Source organism: Cohnella terricola (assembly GCF_007786475.1).
Taxonomy (GTDB): domain Bacteria; phylum Bacillota; class Bacilli; order Paenibacillales; family Paenibacillaceae; genus Cohnella; species Cohnella terricola.
In genome coordinates, this window is record NZ_VNJJ01000002.1 from 148,810 (window position 1) to 167,782 (window position 18,973).

Annotated in this window: 15 protein-coding genes; 2 read left to right on the top strand and 13 right to left on the bottom strand. The window is 50.6% G+C overall.

Annotated features, from left to right (window positions below; translation table 11 throughout):
- Positions 1-11: 11 nt before the first annotated feature.
- The 5 genes from FPZ45_RS03935 to FPZ45_RS03955 all read right to left on the bottom strand — a co-directional run bounded on the left by FPZ45_RS03935 (position 12) and on the right by FPZ45_RS03955 (position 6,053).
- A complete protein-coding gene (locus tag FPZ45_RS03935) occupies positions 12-947 on the bottom strand; it encodes a carbohydrate ABC transporter permease (protein ID WP_144698658.1) in 936 nt (311 codons plus the stop codon).
- Between the two features lie 16 nt (positions 948-963).
- Positions 964-2,337 carry a sugar ABC transporter substrate-binding protein gene (locus FPZ45_RS03940; protein ID WP_144698660.1) on the bottom strand — a complete coding sequence of 458 codons (1,374 nt, stop codon included), beginning with the start codon at positions 2,335-2,337 and terminating at the stop codon, positions 964-966.
- Positions 2,334-3,284, bottom strand: coding sequence for an amidohydrolase family protein (locus FPZ45_RS03945; RefSeq protein ID WP_144698662.1), 951 nt, complete (start codon positions 3,282-3,284; stop codon positions 2,334-2,336). Before FPZ45_RS03945 ends, FPZ45_RS03940 begins: the two co-directional genes overlap by 4 nt.
- A gap of 45 nt (positions 3,285-3,329) precedes the next feature.
- On the bottom strand, positions 3,330-4,862 hold the full coding sequence (argH, locus tag FPZ45_RS03950) for an argininosuccinate lyase (protein ID WP_425456955.1): 1,533 nt from the start codon (positions 4,860-4,862) through the stop codon (positions 3,330-3,332).
- Between the two features lie 243 nt (positions 4,863-5,105).
- Positions 5,106-6,053 (bottom strand): helix-turn-helix transcriptional regulator, encoded by a 948-nt coding sequence (locus FPZ45_RS03955; RefSeq protein ID WP_144698664.1) that lies wholly within the window; start codon positions 6,051-6,053, stop codon positions 5,106-5,108.
- Between the two features lie 98 nt (positions 6,054-6,151).
- On the opposite strand from FPZ45_RS03955, the gene FPZ45_RS03960 reads away from it, so the two are divergent.
- Entirely contained in the window at positions 6,152-7,336 is a 1,185-nt protein-coding gene (locus FPZ45_RS03960) for an MFS transporter (protein ID WP_144698666.1), read from the top strand.
- A gap of 19 nt (positions 7,337-7,355) precedes the next feature.
- Here the strand turns inward: FPZ45_RS03960 and FPZ45_RS03965 are convergent, their stop codons facing one another.
- The 3 genes from FPZ45_RS03965 to FPZ45_RS03975 all read right to left on the bottom strand — a co-directional run bounded on the left by FPZ45_RS03965 (position 7,356) and on the right by FPZ45_RS03975 (position 10,456).
- Positions 7,356-8,294, bottom strand: coding sequence for an SDR family NAD(P)-dependent oxidoreductase (locus FPZ45_RS03965; protein ID WP_144698668.1), 939 nt, complete (start codon positions 8,292-8,294; stop codon positions 7,356-7,358).
- On the bottom strand, positions 8,291-8,872 hold the full coding sequence (locus tag FPZ45_RS03970; RefSeq protein ID WP_144698670.1) for a TetR/AcrR family transcriptional regulator: 582 nt from the start codon (positions 8,870-8,872) through the stop codon (positions 8,291-8,293). The genes FPZ45_RS03965 and FPZ45_RS03970 overlap by 4 nt, the downstream gene beginning before the upstream one ends.
- Before the next feature lie 429 nt (positions 8,873-9,301).
- Positions 9,302-10,456, bottom strand: coding sequence for an MFS transporter (locus FPZ45_RS03975; RefSeq protein WP_144698672.1), 1,155 nt, complete (start codon positions 10,454-10,456; stop codon positions 9,302-9,304).
- A gap of 117 nt (positions 10,457-10,573) precedes the next feature.
- On the opposite strand from FPZ45_RS03975, the gene FPZ45_RS03980 reads away from it, so the two are divergent.
- On the top strand, positions 10,574-11,485 hold the full coding sequence (locus FPZ45_RS03980) for a LysR family transcriptional regulator (RefSeq protein ID WP_144699258.1): 912 nt from the start codon (positions 10,574-10,576) through the stop codon (positions 11,483-11,485).
- 11 nt (positions 11,486-11,496) lie between these two features.
- On the opposite strand, the gene FPZ45_RS03985 is transcribed toward FPZ45_RS03980, so the two are convergent.
- The 5 genes from FPZ45_RS03985 to FPZ45_RS04005 form a co-directional block, all read right to left on the bottom strand.
- Entirely contained in the window at positions 11,497-12,981 is a 1,485-nt protein-coding gene (locus FPZ45_RS03985) for an Lsa family ABC-F type ribosomal protection protein (protein WP_144698674.1), read from the bottom strand.
- Positions 12,982-13,257: 276 nt separating this feature from the next.
- Positions 13,258-14,325: a Ger(x)C family spore germination protein gene (locus FPZ45_RS03990; RefSeq protein ID WP_144698676.1), complete on the bottom strand. Its 1,068-nt coding sequence runs from the start codon at positions 14,323-14,325 to the stop codon at positions 13,258-13,260.
- Entirely contained in the window at positions 14,322-15,392 is a 1,071-nt protein-coding gene (locus tag FPZ45_RS03995; RefSeq protein WP_144698678.1) for a GerAB/ArcD/ProY family transporter, read from the bottom strand. Before FPZ45_RS03995 ends, FPZ45_RS03990 begins: the two co-directional genes overlap by 4 nt.
- Complete coding sequence (locus FPZ45_RS04000; RefSeq protein WP_144698680.1) at positions 15,385-16,728, bottom strand: spore germination protein; 1,344 nt, start codon at positions 16,726-16,728, stop codon at positions 15,385-15,387. The genes FPZ45_RS03995 and FPZ45_RS04000 overlap by 8 nt, the downstream gene beginning before the upstream one ends.
- A gap of 83 nt (positions 16,729-16,811) precedes the next feature.
- The gene (locus FPZ45_RS04005; protein ID WP_144698681.1) at positions 16,812-18,881 is read right to left on the bottom strand and encodes a HelD family protein; all 2,070 of its coding nucleotides are present in this window, start codon (positions 18,879-18,881) and stop codon (positions 16,812-16,814) included.
- Between the last annotated feature and the right edge of the window lie 92 nt (positions 18,882-18,973).

The window sequence follows — 18,973 nt, forward strand, 5'->3', positions numbered from 1 at the left end:
CCTCGCCTCCTTCAATACTCGACCTTCCTTTCGAGCGCTTTAATCTGCACGAGCGTAAAGGCGAAAATGATAATGAACAGAATCACCGTTGCAGCCGAAGCACTGCCCATTTCGAAATTTTTGAAAGCCAGCTTGTAAATATGATAGACGAGCGTTCTCGTCGAATTGAGCGGACCGCCTTCTCCCGTCATGCTTACGATCTGGGTGAACGTCTGTAGATAGGAGATGCCGGCGATGACCGCCGAGAACAGGATGACGGGATTGAGCAACGGCAGCGTAATATGCTGGAATCTGCGCCAGGCGTTCGCCCCGTCTATGCGCGCGGCTTCATAGTACATTGCAGGTATGCCCTCGAGTCCAGTGACGAAGACGAGCATTTGAAACCCGACGCTCTGCCAGATCATCGACAGGGCGATCACGTACAGGGCTTGCCGGGGCGAAAGCAGGAACAATTGGGCATCCAGCCCGAGATTCAGAAGCGCCGAATTCACCCAACCGTTCGGCATCAGCAGCCAGCGGAAAACCCAGCTGACCGCTACGATGCTCGTAATGTAAGGAATGAAATAAACGGTCCGGAAAAAACCTCTGAACCTGGGGATGCTCTGCAGAAGCAACGCCGCGGCGAGTCCCGCCGCCAATTGGCCGGGTATGCCGACGGCAACGAACAGAAACGTATTGACGATCGATTTGCGGAAGATTTCATCCGTGAACAGACCGCTGTAATTCGCGAAGCCGACATAGGGCTTGCTGGGCGATAGAATATTCCATTCCCTGAAACTGATGTAGAAAGAATAGATAATCGGCAACAAACGCGTTACGAAAAAGTAAAGCAGCGGGACGGCAAGCGTTAGGTAAATAAACAGATAGCGCTGCGTTCGATACGAGATTCGAAGAGGAATCGTTTTCCATCCTGCAGCCGCGTTCGTTCGAGCGGTTCTCGCGATCATGCGGCTTTCGCCTCCCTTATTTGCTTCCCGCTTTAGCCCAGTAATCGTCGTACAGCTTTTGCGTCTTGGAGACGAGACTCTGGAACGCTTTTTCCGCAGGGACGCCATTCAGCAGCACTTCATTAACCGCATCTACGAACAGAGTCCTCTCTCCCGTCTCGTCAATAAAGAAGTGGGCTTTGCTGTTGTCCAACTGCGAGATGAACGGTCCCAGCTTCTCGTCGTTCAAATATTTGTCTTGGGTGGCGACCGCCTTCTGCGCAGGCAGTTCTCCGACTTTCTCCACCCACTGCTCCTGAACCTCTTTGCTGGTCAGAAACTGCAGGAACTTGGCCGAGGCCTCCAGTTTGGCTCCGGACACGTTCGACGTGATCGCGTTCGCCCAGAAGGAGGATGGAACCGATTTGTTCTTATAGGACGGAAGCGGAGCTATGCCGTATTTGAGATCGGGCGCGTCCGATTTCAGAGAGCCTAGGCGGAACGAACCGTCGATATTGATGGCCGCATGGCCGGTTTTGAACGCGGCGGCATCGTCCGTAAAGACGCCCGGCGTGCCGACCTTGTATTTGACCGCGAAATCAACCAAATACTGGAACGCTTCAAGTCCTGCCGGCGAATCGGCCCATAGAATCTTGCGCCGGTCATCGCTCAGGTCTTCGCCGCCCGCCTGCGGCAACAATCCGTCGCGATACCAGTGGTGAAGCTGCGCGCCGGGTTCGAACGCCAAGCCTTCCACGACGAACTGATTCTTGGAATCCTTCTCGGTCAGCTTGACAGCGGTATCGACAAGCTCTTGCCAAGTTGCGGGAGGCTGCTCTACGTTCGCTTTGGTGAAGAGATCCTTGTTATAGAACAGCGCCAACGTACGGACGGCAGTAGGAATCGCCCAATATTTCCCGTCGATCTTGGCCGCGCCGACAAGCGGATAATAATCCCTCTCGATATCCGACGCCGGGAACGCCGATTCCGGCAACGACTGAAGAAATCCCGAAGATACGTATTTCGGAAGCCAGCCGTAGTATAAGTTGATCACGTCCGGTCCTTTGCCGGCCGGCACCAGAGTAGCGACTTTCTCGTTATATTGGTCGTAGGGGAAGTTGGTCTGCTTGACCGTAATATTCGGATTCTCGGCCTCGAACTGCTTGATCAATTCGGTCACGAGCTGCACTTTGGCCGGATATTCGTACTGCCAATATTCGATCGTCACCTTCTCCTTGCCGGAATCGGGCACGGATGCAGACACGGGGGAAGCTTTCGACTCGGAAGATTGATTTTGGTCGGCTCCCTCGTTCTTCTTATTGTCTCCGCCGCTTCCGCAAGCGGCCAGCAGAATGAGAAGCGAGAGGGAAGCAATCGATATCGTTTTGGAATGCAAGGTTTTCTTGGTCATGATCGGACATTCTCCTTTATTTCGGATATTGGGAGCGATGGCTCCAGATTCAACAGCTTTCTTGCGTTATTGCCGAAGATCGCTTCGATCTCCGGTTCAGCCAGTCTCAAGTCGCGCACAGTGCGGATCTGATCCTGCAAATACCGATAATTGTAACCGCGGGGGAAACTCATCGAGTCGGAGCCGAATACGATTCTCTCAGGCCCGATCAACTCGTACGTTTTGCGAAACAGAGTCTCCAGCGTCAACTCGTACGGCACCCAACGGATCCATTGATTGGAGCCCGAAGTATCGACGTACACGTTAGGGCAGCTCCAGCACAATTGCAGCAATTCCTGGAAGTAGCCGCACCCGAAATGCGGAACGATGATCGGAATGTCCGGGTAATTCGCCGCCACGTTGAAAATAGACAGAGGGTTGATATTTAAATGCTGGACGATGCCCCCGGCATGGCCGAGCATGCCGAAATGGATCAGTACCGGCAGCTGCCGCTCCGCAAGAAACGTCCAAACGGGCGTTAACGACGGATCGCCGAACGGAATTTGCGTCAGCGGCCCGAACAGCTTATATCCTTTGAGCCCCAGATCGTTCACCGCCCGCCGCAACTCCTCCGCCGCGCCCGGACGGTCGATCGGATGGGAAGCGAAGCCGGTAAAGCGATCCGGATAGTCTTTGATCTGCTCGGCCAGTTCTTCGTTTGTCTTCCCGGTCAGGAAGTTGAGGCCTCCGATCCCGTAACGGTCCAGTTCGTCTTTCCATCGCTCGACCAGAGGGCGGCCCGTTTGTTCCGGATCGGATTCGGCCGCGCGCAGATCCCAGGACAAGCGCATGCGTTCGGATCGCTCTTTGCCATACTGCACGACTTTATCATGTCTTTCACGACCGAGCGTGGAGGAAAAAGGTAAATGGCCGTGAATATCGAATACTTGAAACCCCGCTCTAAACATCGCTGTCTAATTCCTCCTTATCGCAGATTCTTGTATGCCAATCGTTCAGTCTAGAAACCAACCGGCGATCGTTCGATCCAATTCTTTGAACTTATGCTCGTGGGATTCTTGTTTCTTCTGCGTCCATTCTTGAGCTTCTTGAAGCTCCGCATCCTGAACGGACAACGCCCGGTTGACTTCCTGCGGGTTCGGTCCGCCGATCACGTCGCGGATCGCGACAAAACGTTCGGGGTCGAGCGCTTCGTGCAACTCATCTTCGGATAACGACAGCAATCGTCCGATTCGTTCCAGCGCTGTCTCGTTAAGCATACGAACCGTGAGATCGCTTGCCGACATGCCCGAGCGATAGGCTCGCCTTGCCAGAGAGGCTACGATGCCGTGGGCCTCGCGGAAAGGAAGCCCCTCCTTGCGAACGAGCGTATCCGCCAGTTCGGTTAAGGTCGCGAAGCTACCCTTCACCCTCGCGCGCAGAACTTCTCGGTTCACTTCCAACGTCGCTACGATCTCGGCCAGCAGCCGATAGACCGAATCCAACGTTCGCAGGCACCTCCAAACATAAGGCTGAAGATCGTCCTCCGTATCGACGATGTCTCCGAAAGGAGTATTGTGTATCATCATTAGCACGGTTCCGGCGTCGCCGGCACACGCCGACAGAAGCGAGCGTAAGTGCTCGACCGATACCGGATTACGTTTCTGAGGCATGATCGAGCTGATCTGCACGTATGGATCGGCCACTCGGATGCCGGCAAATTCGGTCGTCCCCCATAGCAGCAATTCCTGAGAAAATCGACCCAAATTGATAGCGGCAAGCTGGACGGCTGCCGCGATCTCTCCGACGTAGTCGGCTCCTCCGACCGCGTCGTAGGCGTTGACGATCAGATCGTCGAAGTCGAGCAGTTCCGCCGTCCTTTCCCTGCTGATCGCATAACCCGAAGTCGTGAGAGCCGCCGCCCCGAGACTGCTGCGATTGCAATTGCGATAAGCGGCGATCAACCTTCCGATGTCTCGTCCGAGCGAATCGGACACGGCGGCGATATAATGGCCGACCGTCGTCGGCTGCGCCTGCTGCGTATGCGTATAGCCGAGCATCAGCGTTTCCGCGTGCTTTCGCGCGAAATCGATCAGCCGCCGCCGCAGGCTAAGTGCTGACTGCAATACCGTCAGCAACTTGCCGCGCAGAACGATTCGGTAGATGGCGATGCCCATATCGTTGCGGCTTCTCGCTAGATGAAGATTCCCCGCCCGTTCCCCCGCCAGAACGGCAAGCTCGTGCTCCACTTCAAAGAACAAATCCTCGAACTTACCGGTATACCGGTTATTCCGCAGCTTCTCCTGATCCAACCCGAGAAGAGCCCGGCCGATTCCGTTCGCCTCATGCTCCGCGATCAAATTTTGCTCGCGGAGCATGATCAGATGCGCCTTGTTCACCGCGATCATCGGGCCGAGCAAATGTCGCTTGGCTTGCTCGTAAGCCGGTTCGAGCACAATCTCCGCATACGTCTTGCCCGGAAATGCTCCTTGTTCTCCCGGATGGCTGCTTCGCCTCTCCAACAAAGCCTGTTCCCCCTTTGCCAAGATGGAACCGCTCCGACAACCCCAAACAAAAAGAGACCGGTTCTCCCTCTAAGGGAAAACGGTCTCCAGCGGACTGGTAGATCAGGGTTTCATTCGGTTCCTCATATTAAACCAACCAAACAACTCGGTTAAGTTGCAATTTATTGCATCTTAGCATTCGTCCCTTGATTTGTAAAGAAATCCCTTAATCGAATAATTCTATAATTATATAGAAAATCATGATCTTCGACGGGGATGAGGGTCTCGTTACTCATACTTGGCCTTGATTTCCGCCAATAGATGTTTCATATGATCAACCAGCTCTGGCGGCTGCTTCACGGTCGCTTCGCTCGCCAATCCGATCATAAATCGGGCGTAAAAAGCGATATCGTTCCGCGAAATCGGCCCTTCCAGCCACCCCGTCCCATCCTCCCGGACATGCAGATGAGAAGTCAGCCACAGGGCGGCCTCGCACATCTGCACCCCTTGGGGGCTCAATTCCGCATGCAGTTCGACCGCTTCCGCTTCACGGCGGTAAACCTCATCTTTGTTGCCCAGATGAACGTTCCGCAGATCCAACGGCTCCGTTCCACCTTCATCGAAAGTGGCCGAAACGAAACGATCGCAACGAAAAATGCGAAAGTCTTGACGTGCAAAGCAATACGCCGGGCAGAACCATAAACCGTTGTTTGCATAAATACCGATCGGTTGAATGCGGCGGCAAGCCTCTTCCCCCCGCGACTTGTACTCGATGACCAGCACTTTCTGCCTAACGGCGGCTTCGAGCAATAGGGACAGATAGGGGGATTCCTGCTGTCTTGTCGGCGTTACGAAGTCCACTCGGTTTTTCATCTGATCGATACGGTCGCGAACGTCTCCGGACATATGCAAATAAAACTTATTCAGCGCGGAAGTCGCTTCCGCTTCGAAAGGGAGGGATGAATAATGACGAAGCGCGTGAACGGAGAAAAAAAGCGCCACGGCTTCTTCTTCGGAGAAAGCGATCGGCGGAAGAATGCTTTCCTTCAGCACCTGGTAACCGCCATGAGGACCGACTTCCGAATATAGCGGGAACCCGAGTTCGCTTAATTCCTGCAGGTCCCTTAACATCGTTCTCGCTGACACGCCGAATTCCGAGGCTAGTTCTTTCACCGTAAACTTCCGCTTCCGGTTGACCGTCATCATCAGCTCCAACAGACGTTTCGATTTGGACATGACCGAGTTGCTCCTACTTTTAGATTTGTGACAATTGTTGTCACTATTATTATCTACAATGGGATTTGAGTCAAATTCCAAAGAAACGGATGATGAAAATGCGCAAATTAATCGCCTTGTTTTTCCTTATCATGTTCGTGATCGGGACGGATACGTTTCTGATTTCTCCGCTCATTCCGACGCTGCAAAACATGTTCGACGTGCCGACCGAAAAGGCCGGTTGGATGATGGGTTCCTATACTTTGGGATCGGCGGCGTTCGCGTTGATCTCCGGACCTTTATCCGACGGGTGGGATCGTAAAAAAGTGCTGGTCGGAGGACTCGTCTGCTTCGCAATCTCGACAGCCTTGTGCGGATTCGCCGTCGATTTCTGGACGATGGTTTTGTTCCGATTGTTGGCGGGCGTTAGCGCCGCCTTTACGGCGCCGCAAGTGTGGGCCGCCGTTCCGACCTTGTTCCCGCCGGCCAGAATCGGCAAGGCGCTTGGCGTCGTCTATGCCGGGCTTGCAATGTCCCAAGCGTTCGGCGTGCCGATCGGAAGCCTGTTGGCATCCATCCGTTGGTCCGTTCCCTTCTGGGCGATCGGCCTATTTGCCCTTGCGCTGGCGGCCGCGGTCGCCATCTATGTACCCGCAATGAAACCTCGACAATCGCAAGGAGCGCCATCGTCCATCTTCCGAAGATACGTCCCCCTTCTGCAGAGCGGCAAAGCGCGAGGCACGTACCTGGCTTACTTTTGCGTCCATCTCGGGAGCAGCGCCACCTTTGCTTTTCTGGGCAAATGGATGGCGGATCGCTTTCACTTGGCGGTCGATGAAACCGGATATGTAATCATTTTCTTGGGACTCGGAAATCTGCTAGGCAGCTTAATGAGCGCGTCCGTCATTAAGGCGCTTAACCCTTTACGGACGATGGCGGCGGGGATGGCGATCTTAGCGGCTGCTTATGTCGCGTTGCCTCATGTAACGACGGCTTCGATCGCCGCGGGTGCGTACTTCTTTATATTTTTGGTTCTCGGGATTTTGTTCCCTCTGATGGTGACGATTATGAACGGGTTAAACCCGACGATTCGCGGCACCATCTCCAGCCTATCCACATCCACGATGAACGCGGCGACAACGTGCGGCGCTTGGGTGGCCGGAACGTTATACGCGACCTTTAACGGCTATTCCGCCATCGGTATTTTCGCGGCAATCTCCCTGGCATGCTCGCTGCTCGTCTTTGTGTTCAGCGGCGTTCTGTCGACGCAAGCGGCTACGGCGGAGGCCAAAGCCGGGCAGTAACTTCTATATCGACAAACCTTTAGCCTTCGGTCAGAGCGATACTCATCCCCCATATTTTCTCAATATTGTAGGCGTCTGTCGCATAGTTAGGGTAAGTTCCCGAGCCGAAAATATTTTTTAGTTGATGAATGCCTTTCTCGCTGGATGCCAGCTGAACGATCTCTCTCTTGTGGTTGATCAGCTGGCCCGTCACTTCCTTATACTCGTCAGAGGTGCAAATATGAAAATAGTTATCGGCCATGCCCGACGGCAAAGGGTTCGTCAGATTCTGCGCCCATGCAAGCACCTTCCAGATGGAACGCATTTTGCGAATCGTTTCTTTTGATAATTTGACGCGGTTTATTTGCAGCGCATTGACTTTGATCCCTTGGCTTTTCAGTTCTTCCGCCAGCTTGAAGTTCAGCATCAATAGCGCCATTTTCGAGTCTCCGTACATCTTGTAGACGTTATGCCGCCGCGATTCGCGGTATTCGCCGCGCAGATTATCGAAGTCGATTTTCCTTTTCGGATCGAAAAAGTGCTTAATGTTCGTCGTGCACGCATGAAGGATTCTCGGGTCCTGCGACTTCGCAAGATGATCTGCTAATAAACGAGTCATCAAGAAAGGACCAAACGCGTTCGTAGCAAAGCTTATCTCGATATGCTCGGGGCTGAGCTTATACTCTTTCTCTCCATGATTTAAGTAAGCGGCATTATGGATCAAGATGTCCAGTCGAGGGTATGCGGCTTTAAATGCCGAACAAAAATCGCGAATGGAATCGAAAGAAGCAACATCGAGTTCCATCAAATCAACGTTAGGATTGTTTGTACGATGCATAATTTCTTGTTGTACGGTTTTACTGATTTCCAAGTTGCGGCAAGCCATAACCACGCGATAGCCTTCCGACGCGAACTTAAGCGAAGCGGCTTTGCCGATTCCCGAATTCGCGCCGGTAATGACGACGATCTTATCTCTCATGTCGGTTCTCCTCCCGTCTTGCGCATCTGCGCCGCAGCGATGATATCGCCGCCCGTTTCTTGTAATAGACGAACCGTCTTTCCTTCGTCGAAGTCTTCCGGAAGCAATCCATTGGCCATCATGACAGATAGACCGGTCTGGAAAATTTGCATCTTCAATAAAATGGTCATCAGCTCTTCATCCGCGAGGCCTGCGAGTCCGGGGTCTTGTTTCATCATCTCGACCAGTGTGCCCGTCTCGTTCCCCTGATCGCTCATATAATCGTTCTTATTCATGACAAGATCTCGATACAGGACGCTATACTCCTTGGCGAACCGTAGGCTGGCAGCCCCGATATCGTAAAACGGATGGCCCGTATTTTGTTCCATCAGCAACTGTTTGCTGATGGCGGACGTCTTCTTCACGACCTCCCGGATCAATTCGTCTACCTCTTTAAAATTGACATAGATCGGAGCAATGGAGCTCCCCAGCTTCTCGGCCACCTTTCTTATGGTGATGCCTTTGATGCCTTCCTTTCTGGCGATTTCGAATGCCGCGTCGATGATCTGGTCTTTCGTGAATTTGGTTTTTGGTGCCATTTCATGCTCCTTCATCATTATATGTCAATCGATATATATCATGTGTTATGTATTGATTCTATCATATATAATAGGGGCTGTCACCCCCGTCGTTATACGACCTAGAGAGACAGCCCCACAGTTATTGGAGAATGAGCAGTTAGGTTTCGTAGGACTACAGGTGCTCGCGGCACGGTTTCGTGCAATTTAGTTAGGTTTCGTCGGACTACAGGTGCTCATGGCACGGTTTCGTGCAATTTAGTTAGGTTTCGTCGGACTACAGGTACCCGTGACACGGTTTCGTGCGATTTAGTTAGGTTTCGTCGGACTACAGGCGCTCATGGCACGGTTTCGTGCGATTTAGTTAGGTTTCGTCGGACTACAGGTACCCGTGACACGGTTTCGTGCGATTTAGTTAGGTTTCGTCGGACTACAGGTACCCGTTTCCGCTCATGAGCTTGCGTGAGCTTCAGCCTTGCGTCCGGTAATCAGCAGTTGCACGCCGATCATCGTCACGATAATCGCAAGCATCACAAGAAGCGCCGCGCTAAAGCTTCCGGTACCGTCGTATATCGCCCCGACCAGCAATGGCCCGAGCGCGCCGATGATATAACCGCCGCACTGGGACATGGCTGACCAAGCCCCGGCTTCCTCCGATGTGTTCGTCTCGACGATCGGCAGCATAAGCGCGAGCGGGAACAAACCTCCTGCCCCGATACCTAGACAGATGACGGCCGCCAGCATCGGCAGATGAAACAGGATCAACAATACTCCGATAAGCTCGGATATGCTGCAGAAGATCAGAAAAAATCTCCGTTTGCCCGTTCTGGCTACAAGAGTCGGAATCGTTAACGATACAGGGATCTGAATCAAAGTAAATACGGTAAGAAGTACAGCCGCGCTTGCAGCGCTATGGCCGAAGCTATGCGCAATCGGAGAAATCCACGCCGTAAGGGAATAGAACATGCTCGACATTAATCCGAAAAATAACGTTAACAGCAACGCTCTTTTATTTCGAATTGGAAGCCTGGAACGTCCAGGACTTTGTTGGCCGGCTCTGTTGCGAAGAAATGCCGACCAAACGAACAGCGCAACGATGCCAAGAATCGCCCAGCATGACAAGGTCAACCCAAAGCTGTGATGGCTTCGATTATAGATCGGAATGGACAGCGCGGAAGCCAGTGCTGCCCCTAAGGTCATAGAAGCGGAATATATGCTGACGATCCCCGGCTTCGTCGGGAAATACTTCTTAATAAATCCGGACAGCAGTGGGCCTGCCAAGCTGATTCCGATTCCCCCTACTAGCGCCGTAACCACCAAAATCGTGACCGAGCTGACGATGCCCCGGAAAGCGGTCGCCCCTGTAATGATTAATAATGCAATAAATATCGTACGCTCCAATCCGAATCGATCGCGTAATGCCGTTGCCAGCGGAGCGAAAATGCCCATGCACAATACGGGTAACGTCGTTAACAGACTTGCCGTCAGCCCGCTCATTCCCAGATCGCTTTGCATAGTGCCGAGCAATGGCGCGACGGACGTAATGATTGGTCTAAGATTCAACGATGCCATAAATATGGCAAGCAATAAAAATAAGTTTCTCACGTGTTTTTCCTCCCTCGTTCTTCGCTGATTCAAGTATATGAACTTGCGACTCATTGTTCAATCCAATAATTCATATTATTATAATAGTAAAATACTATGGGTAAGCAGGTGACAATGATGGACACTCGAAATATACAGTACTTTATGGCCGTATTCGAGCATCTTCACTTTACGAGGGCGGCCGAAGCGTTAGGAATCTCACAACCGACATTAAGCCAGCAAATTCGCTTCCTGGAAGCGGAGCTAGGAATGCCCTTGTTCGATCGTATCGGCAAGAAAGTCGTCGCCACTGAAGCCGGCCAGCTCCTGCGGCTATATGGAGCGAAGATGCTGCAAGCGGAATCGGATGCCAAGAGCGCCATTAAAGACCTGTTGCATGGAGAACGAGGAACAGTTCGTCTTGCCGTATTGCCCTCCGACCTGGATTTTCAGCTCGTTCCGCTGTTCGTTCAATTCAAATCCAAATTTCCCGACATCCGGCTGCAGGTGATCTCCACCATATTTGTACATGAAGAAGTGCTTAACCATAAAGTCGATATCGGAATTAGTCTGCAAGGACTCCCGGACAAAAGATTAGTCCAAATTCCGCTGGGGCGCGAATTTTACCAGCTATTCGTTCACTCGGCAAGCGAGCTAGCCGACAGGAAGGAAATCGCGCTGCAAGAGCTGAAGGATCACCCCTTGGTGATGTATCCGAAAGGTTTTCTGGGCCGCGATCTGGTCGATGCGGTATGCCGAAAAGAGGGGTTTGAATTAGACACCGTCATGGAGACCGGTTCGGCCACGTCGTTGCTGCAGTTAGTTTCGGCCGGAGTTGGGGCAGCTATACAGCCTGAGGGCTTGCTCAGACGAATGCCGGAACGGACGGATATCAAGATGATCCCAATCGCCGAACCTGCACCTGTCCGTCATCTGGAGCTCATATATAGCGCGGATCGATTTATTAGCGGCGCACATCGGCAACTCACGAACGGGCTGATCGATTTCTTTAACGGTCCAGAAAAAAGAGGCTCCGAAGAGCCCCTTTAACCGCCTGGATGTTATCCTTCCAGTTCCACGACCTTGGTTGCGATATTGTTGCAAAACTCGCTGTCATGCTCCACGAACAGGATCGTCGGAGAATGTTCCAGCAGCAGTTCTTCGATCTGCATGCGGGATATGACATCGACAAAGTTCAGCGGTTCATCCCATACATGCAAGTGAACACGCTCACAGAGGCTTTTCGCGATCAGCACCTTCTTCTTCTGACCGCCGCTGAAGGACGCGATGTCCTTCTCGAATTGCAAACGCGAGAAATCGAGTTTCCTCAAGATTGATTTGAACAGGCTTTCGTCGATCCCGTTGCTTCTGGCGAAGTCCGACAAGTCCCCCCGCAAGTGCGAGGTATCTTGCGAGACGTAGGAAATTTTCAATTGGCTTCCTACCCGAAGCGTACCTGAATAGGGAATATTCTCGCCGCAAATCAGTTTGAGCAGACTGGATTTTCCCGACCCGTTCGGACCGTAGATCGCAATGCGGTCTCCTTGCTCGATCGCAAAGTCGACGTCGCGGCACACCTCTTTGTCGCCATATTGAATCGCAACGCGGTCAAGCTCGACGAGCTGATGTTTGTGATACGCCAGTTGGGAGATTTTCAGGCTTTCCGAGCTTTCGACGTTTTGGAGCAACCGGGACTTGTCCTCGATCGCGGATTGTTGTCTGTGCTCGAGTGATTTGGACCTCTTCATCATTTTGGCGGCCTTGTGGCTGACAAACCCTCGATCAACCCTCAAGCCGGAGTTGCGGGTACCGTTTTTCGTTTTTTCCACTTCGTGCGACCAATCGTTCGTACGCTTGGCCGCCTCCGACAGCCGCTTGACGTCCTTCCTTAGCTTGTCGTTCTCGGCCATCTCGAAGTTGTCCTGTCGTTGTTTGTTTTCCCACCAGCTAGAAAAGTTCCCTTTCCGGATTTCGATATCCGTCTTGTTGATCGACAGAATGTGGTCCACGCAGTTATCGAGAAAAGCCCTGTCGTGCGAAACCACGACATAACCTGCCTTGCCTTTCAAATAATCGCTGACCAGCTTCCGGGCATGTATGTCCAGATGGTTCGTCGGCTCGTCAATGAGCAGAAAGCTGTTTTCCTTCAAAAATAGAGCCGCAAGCAGCACCTTCGTCTGTTCCCCGTTGGATAACGATTCGAACGGCCGGTATAACACGTCCTCCGACACCCTCAGCAGAGAAAATTCCCGTAGAAGCTGCCAATGCTCATAATCCGGATAAATATCGGCGACGACGTCGATCGTATGGTTTTCTTTATGCTCGACTCGAAATGGGAAATACTCGAACTCGACGTTAGCAGTGATCGTTCCGCTGTATTCGAGCTTGCCGAGCAGCAGGTTGAGAAACGTGGTTTTGCCCCGGCCGTTCCTCCCCGTAAAACCCAATTTCCAGTCGGTATCGATCTGAAAATTTACGTTCTCGAAGATGTTATCGTAACTGCCGTCATAGGCGAACGTCAGGTTCGTTACTTTAATCATTGACATAGGGGGTACCTCCTTCGTGAAAATAAAAAAGAGCCGCAAGAAAGTTACCTTTCTTACAGCTCAAAGAAATACGTCTAAACCACCCTACGCAGGGCCGAATAGGATATATTTATTGAGTGAAAAGAATAAAGTAACTTTCTTGCCCACAGGAAATAAAACGTGTTCCGCTTTATTCTTGAAGTCGAAGGCAAGAAAAATCACATTATTCTCTTCATCTCCTGTCGTTAAATGTTAGCAAAATATTAACACATCGGGTTATTCGTTGCAACTTCCGGATTAGGATCCAACGTCTGGGTCTTTCAGGTAAATTTCATTCAATATGTTCACATGAACGTTGATCTTCTGCTCTAGCATGGGAAACCACTTCGATTTCCATTCGTTGATGCTCCTTTCCGAAAGACGCGGGCGGAAAATCATACCGATCCCCAGCACATCCGAATGATAGTCGCGTATTTTTTTTACGGTCTGGTTAAACTGCCGACTCAATTGTTCTCGCATCTCTTTCTCGATCTGCGCATGCTTTTTATCTCTGGGGCTTTCCATGATCACGACACCGAGGGTAATATCGGTCACAAGGGATGGCCCGTTATCGGACCAATGCCGATGATGTTTGATTTTTGCTTTCTCTATCATGACGCTCGTGTTCTGCGCGACCTCGATCGTCCCCCTGGAGTATTTCCCCTTGAATAAATTGTACAATAGCGTTTCGTCCTTGCTCAGCGTTCCGACCATGCGGTCCTCCCGCATGACGGCCGTGCCTTTAAAGGTAAACAAGGTGCGATCGCCGTTACTGAGCATAGGGATCGCCATATCTTCGGAGTAGGAATTCAGACCGCGATAAGCTTCCCATATTCTTAAAATCGATTGATTGGGCGTCCATCCCGCTTCTTCGCTGAAAAAATCATACGACGAAACTTCCGGCGTCGGAGATATTTCATGGTAAAGCGTCTTCTCGAAGTCTCCGTCCACTACCGCCACCATCCCTTTAATGGAAATATCATTGGCGCGGACGGCGAAATTAACGATATTGCTTATCCCTTGTCGGGCTAGTTCCTTATCAAGTATCAATAGCCTTAAATGCACTAAATTGATGTTCTTCTCGGAATCGGTCCGGATCAGATCAACCGCCTTGCTGATGGATTTGGCTTCCTTTTCCAAAAACTGAGTTTTTCCCGATGCATTGGGGATTTGCAGAATGACCCTGTATTTATCCGTTCGGCCTTTTCCGATCCCCATAACAGCAGGAAGATATTGCTTGTTAATGTCCTTCGTGTCCCAGCATCCTACCAGTGGCAAAACCAAGATGAGCGCTGCAGCCAGAGCCTTTAACATGCGGACGCTCAAGCGCTCACCTTCTTTCGGCGCCGTTGTGCTGCAAGGAATACAAGGATCGGAAAGACGATCGTGGCGTACAAGCAAAAGTACGAATTCAGATATAGATAGGAATTAAGAACACCGATGTTCGGTATCAGCTGGCAAGAGAGATATAGGATTACGCAGGCAAACGACAGAATCCATCTGCTGTTGGCTTTAGGCATAAATAACCGATGCAGGAGCGACACGAACATCCAAAGCAGCACGGAAACCTTCAGTATCCCAAGCGCGCTGGAAGAAACGACGTAAAAGCTCGGGAGCCAATCAAATACGACCCATTCCATATCAATCGTATCCGATGCCAAAAGCAAGGGGTACTGCAAATGAATCGCGGTTTCCTGCCCGAATAAGAGAAGAGGGATATAAACGGAGAACAACGCGAACACGAATGAAAATCCCACCGCCCCGGCCGCTTTGCCGAATCCAATCCGGGTTTCGGAGGAAGTCATGCCGAGAAACAAGAATCCGGCGAAAATAACGGTTCCGACATAGAAATCCGGATGAAAGAGGAAGCTCATGCTGCCGCTCCATAGGGGGAACATGTAATGGAATTTAAAATTTTTGATGCTGATCAGTACGGAGAAGAGGACAAAAGGCATAAACAGAAAAAACCACCCGATGCTTGCGCGAATGATAACGGCAAGCCCCTTCCAGGCTCCGTAGAGACAAAGGAAAACAAAAAGAACGGATGTCGCGGCGATCGGCGTCTGCTGAAGCAACACCGTTTTGATTTCAATCGATTGATAATAGGCCAGCAGGATCAGATCGAGCATCAAAAAAACCAGCAACGGGATTACGGCAAGTCTCGTCCCCCACTTCCCCCAAGCGCCTATGCATATTTCCACGACCGTTTTCCCGGGAAACAGCGACAACGCCTTCAAATACAACCATAGCAAGAGCAGTTCAACCGCAAAAAGGATGGTAACCGCTATCCAATGACCTCCGGAGGAAGCTGCGATCATTCGCTCGGGTAATACGGCGAATACCGATGCCAATTGCAGAAGAAACAATAAGGTCACCGTCTGGATTTTATTCATCGGAAGCCTGTCCTTTCAGACTTAAGCTTAAGTAAGGTACCGAGCAGGTCGTCAAGGAGGCAAAATAAAGCGTAATCCAAATCATCGCACCCTCTAACCCCAATATCCCGAAAAAAGAGCTGGCGATCATCACCACGTACTTGTATATCCGTATGCCGATCGCATTCATATAGCTCGTATGCGCAAAATTGGCTATAGCGGAAGCCACCAATATGATAATCAACAAATTGCTGACCAGTTTGGCCTGAACGATCGCCTGTCCCAGCAGGATGCCCCCGATCATCGTGATGGTGGGTCCGATGTTTTTGGGAAGCCGGATCGTCGCCTCGATAATCATCTCCAGCAGCAACAGGACAAGCAGCATTTCGATGATGGAAGGATAAGGTACCCCCTCCCTGCTTTTGGCCACGGTTATGGCCAACTGTATTCGAAGCAGCTCCGGGTTTACGGAATTCAGTACGACATAAAGTCCCGGAAGCGTAACCGCCAATAACGTAGCTCCAACTCGGATAATGCGCAAAAAAACTTGAAATATCTGCGGAAAGTTCGCATCCATTGTCGTGGTCCATAAATCCGTCACGATCGCCGGAAAAGCGAAAGCGAACGATAATTGATCGACGAGGATAACCACTTTTCCGTTCATCAGATTTTGTACCGTCTCTGTGGGCAACTCGGACGAGATATAAGTCGGCGTAATCGCGAATTTGGGATGCCCCAGCATGCGGGTCAGATCCCGCGCCGTTGTTAGCTCCTTGTCGCTATTCTCATCCAGACTTTTTCGGATGGACTCGATCACTTTCGGCCGGGCCGTGCCTTCCAGATAAATGACGGCAAGTTTTTTGACCGAGCGGCCCCCTATAAACCGGGTTTCAATGACCAATTGATCCGAGATCATTTTTTTGCGCAGGAGCCCAATATTTCTATCTATGTCTTCCGTAAAAGCATCGAATGCAGACTGAATCGGATTTTCGCTGTTCGGAATTGCGATTGATCGCGAAATATCGGGCTGCTCCGGTTCGATGACGGTGACCGAATCTTCTTTATTGAACAGAATAAGATTGCCTCGCAGCAATTCGTAGGACAGGCGAATGACAGAATCATCTTCGTCTTCTAGCGCATGGAAATCTTGCCGAGTCCAATCGTTATCAGGTTGGACTGTATTTTGATTTATCGTGGACAATGTCGTCCGGAGATTAACTAAAGATTCCAGATAACAAGCTCTAAATTCCTCGTTCGCGATAACCACCGTTCTGCAAGTGAAATCGGAGCTTTTCCGAAACCGGTCATAGAGCCGCTTTTCCATCCCCTGAAGGCTTTGTTTTTCGGATCTCAGCAAATTTTACCACCTCTTCCGAAGTAGTATGCCGCTTTGAAAATCGCTTTATGCGGGATGACCTTGCGTGCCGATTAAACTGTTCCTCACTCTCCTATTTTCGAAATAAACAAAGATTGTTCTCCTTGGAAAGTTAGCGTCAAAACGTGCATGGCTCTCGTGCATGCAATATACAGCAGGCTTCTGTCCATTTCCGTCTTATAATTCGATGCATCGACAAACGGCACGATCACATGGTCGAACTCCAAACCTTTGGCCATATGACACGAAGTGACCATAATCCCTTCATAAAATTGGTCGCTGCTGAAATTAAGCAAATGGATATCCTCGTGTTTATCCTTGATTTCTTTATACATCTGTTCGGCTTGAGCTTGCGTCTTGCAAACGATGCCCAACGATCGATTTTCTGATTCCAGAAATTCCGTGATCGCTTGTTTCACATCCGTCCATTCGCCGTCCTGACTTGCGGATTGTTTGATCTTCGGGAGGAGGCCATGGCGTTCGATCGGGATGATCTTGCCGTTCGGGTTAATCTGCCGAGCAAAGTCGATGATTTCGATCGTCGAGCGATAGCTCTTTAATAGTTCTACCGTATCCGCTTCGGGAAATACTTTGCGAATCTCGGTGATCGAAGTTGAGGAGTAAGGATTGACGGATTGGTTGCTGTCTCCCAAGATCGTCTTCTTGCAGGTGAACAATCGGGAGATTACGGCGTAATGAACGGGGGTGTAGTCCTGCATCTCATCGACTAACAAATGTTTGACCGAATCGAAGCTTTTCGCACCTTCAACAAGAATTTTCAAATAGACGAGTGGAAACACGTCCGAAAACTCCAGCCTCCTCGGTTTTCTCAGCTTGAACAACTCCGGCTTCCCTATGAAAGAATAAAAATCCTTATAAATCGTCAACAGATTCAGGGATTTATACATCTTTTTAATAGCCGTTTTGATTTTATTAACAGCGGCCGGCTTTAGCTTGTCGCCGTCTTCGTCCCTTGCGTTTCCCGCAATGACCGAGGCTGTTTTCTCCAGCTTTTGTTTAATCGGCACATTCCCGGAGGCTTGGTACGCTCTTAAAATATCCGCTTTGGAGATTCTCGCGTTACCCATGATCAGGTCGGAAGGTACAAAATCGTTCTCGCGAACATGCGCTGCAAAGCGATCTAATTTATGAACAAAGTCCATGCTCGATTTGTACTTGATGCGCTCTATCAAGTTGTCGTCACTGTAATCGGAAAGCTCAGTCACCTGTTCATTAAAGGTCTGGAATTCGCATACCCCCTCTAGTTCCCTGGCGGCCAGCTCCTCAAAGCCGATTTGCATGATCGTTTCTTCCCCTAGTTCGGGAAGCACGTTGGAAATATAATTGGAAAAAACTTTGTTCGGAGAAATGATCAAAATGTTTTGAGACGTTAACGTTCCTTTGAACCTGTACAGTAAAAAAGCGACGCGGTGCAATGCGACCGAGGTTTTACCGGATCCGGCGACGCCTTGAATGATTAAGTCGTAGGAATGCTCGTTTCGGATAATGACGTTTTGTTCCTTCTGAATGGTGGCGACTATATTTTTCATCTTTTCGTCCGACGTTTGGCTCAGTTCTTTTTGCAGCACATCGTCATTGATGTTCAAGGAGCTTTCAATCATATACTCCATAACCCGGTCTTTAATCTTGAACTGCCTCTTTAAGCCGATCTCCCCTTTGACTTCCCCTGCGGGAGCGGAATAAGCAGCCTTCCCGACATGATAATCATAAAACATGCTGGCGATCGGGGAACGCCAATCATAGATCAGGTTCTCTTGGCTGTCTTCTTCGTTGAATCCGTGTACCCCGATATAATAAGCATCTCCCTTTGAGCGTCCGTCGGGAACGAAATCCACTCTGCCGAAATACGGGGCTTCCGCCAATTTTCTGAGCCTTCTCAGTTTGTCTACGGCCTTTTCCCCATGATCGATGGCGAGCGAGATTTCAACCCGGTTGGCCGCTCTCTCCGCGGGATCGAGTCCAGCCATGTTCTCCCAGACATATTTCTTAGCCTCGATAACTTCATGTCGGGTAACGCTTATTTTGTTTTCCAATAACAGAATCGCTTTTTGCAGCCTGGATACCATCGAGCCGAGATATTTCCTTTCTTCCGCTTCCGATTGATTCACGGTCATCCTTATCCCTCTTCTCCCTAAGATCACTCCAAAGTATAGTGAAATTGGAAGAAAAATATAGACTTATAATTTCCTTTGTAGTATTATATTTT

What these genes read in the sequence shown, in the direction of transcription:
- FPZ45_RS03935 (WP_144698658.1), bottom strand. Translation starts at nt 947, where the DNA reads ATGATCGCGAGAACCGCTCGAACGAACGCGGCTGCAGGATGGAAAACG.
- FPZ45_RS03940 (WP_144698660.1), bottom strand. Translation starts at nt 2,337, where the DNA reads ATGACCAAGAAAACCTTGCATTCCAAAACGATATCGATTGCTTCCCTC.
- FPZ45_RS03945 (WP_144698662.1), bottom strand. Translation starts at nt 3,284, where the DNA reads ATGTTTAGAGCGGGGTTTCAAGTATTCGATATTCACGGCCATTTACCT.
- FPZ45_RS03955 (WP_144698664.1), bottom strand. Translation starts at nt 6,053, where the DNA reads ATGTCCAAATCGAAACGTCTGTTGGAGCTGATGATGACGGTCAACCGG.
- FPZ45_RS03960 (WP_144698666.1), top strand. Translation starts at nt 6,152, where the DNA reads ATGCGCAAATTAATCGCCTTGTTTTTCCTTATCATGTTCGTGATCGGG.
- FPZ45_RS03965 (WP_144698668.1), bottom strand. Translation starts at nt 8,294, where the DNA reads ATGAGAGATAAGATCGTCGTCATTACCGGCGCGAATTCGGGAATCGGC.
- FPZ45_RS03970 (WP_144698670.1), bottom strand. Translation starts at nt 8,872, where the DNA reads ATGGCACCAAAAACCAAATTCACGAAAGACCAGATCATCGACGCGGCA.
- FPZ45_RS03980 (WP_144699258.1), top strand. Translation starts at nt 10,574, where the DNA reads ATGGACACTCGAAATATACAGTACTTTATGGCCGTATTCGAGCATCTT.
- FPZ45_RS03985 (WP_144698674.1), bottom strand. Translation starts at nt 12,981, where the DNA reads ATGTCAATGATTAAAGTAACGAACCTGACGTTCGCCTATGACGGCAGT.
- FPZ45_RS03995 (WP_144698678.1), bottom strand. Translation starts at nt 15,392, where the DNA reads ATGAATAAAATCCAGACGGTGACCTTATTGTTTCTTCTGCAATTGGCA.
- FPZ45_RS04005 (WP_144698681.1), bottom strand. Translation starts at nt 18,881, where the DNA reads ATGACCGTGAATCAATCGGAAGCGGAAGAAAGGAAATATCTCGGCTCG.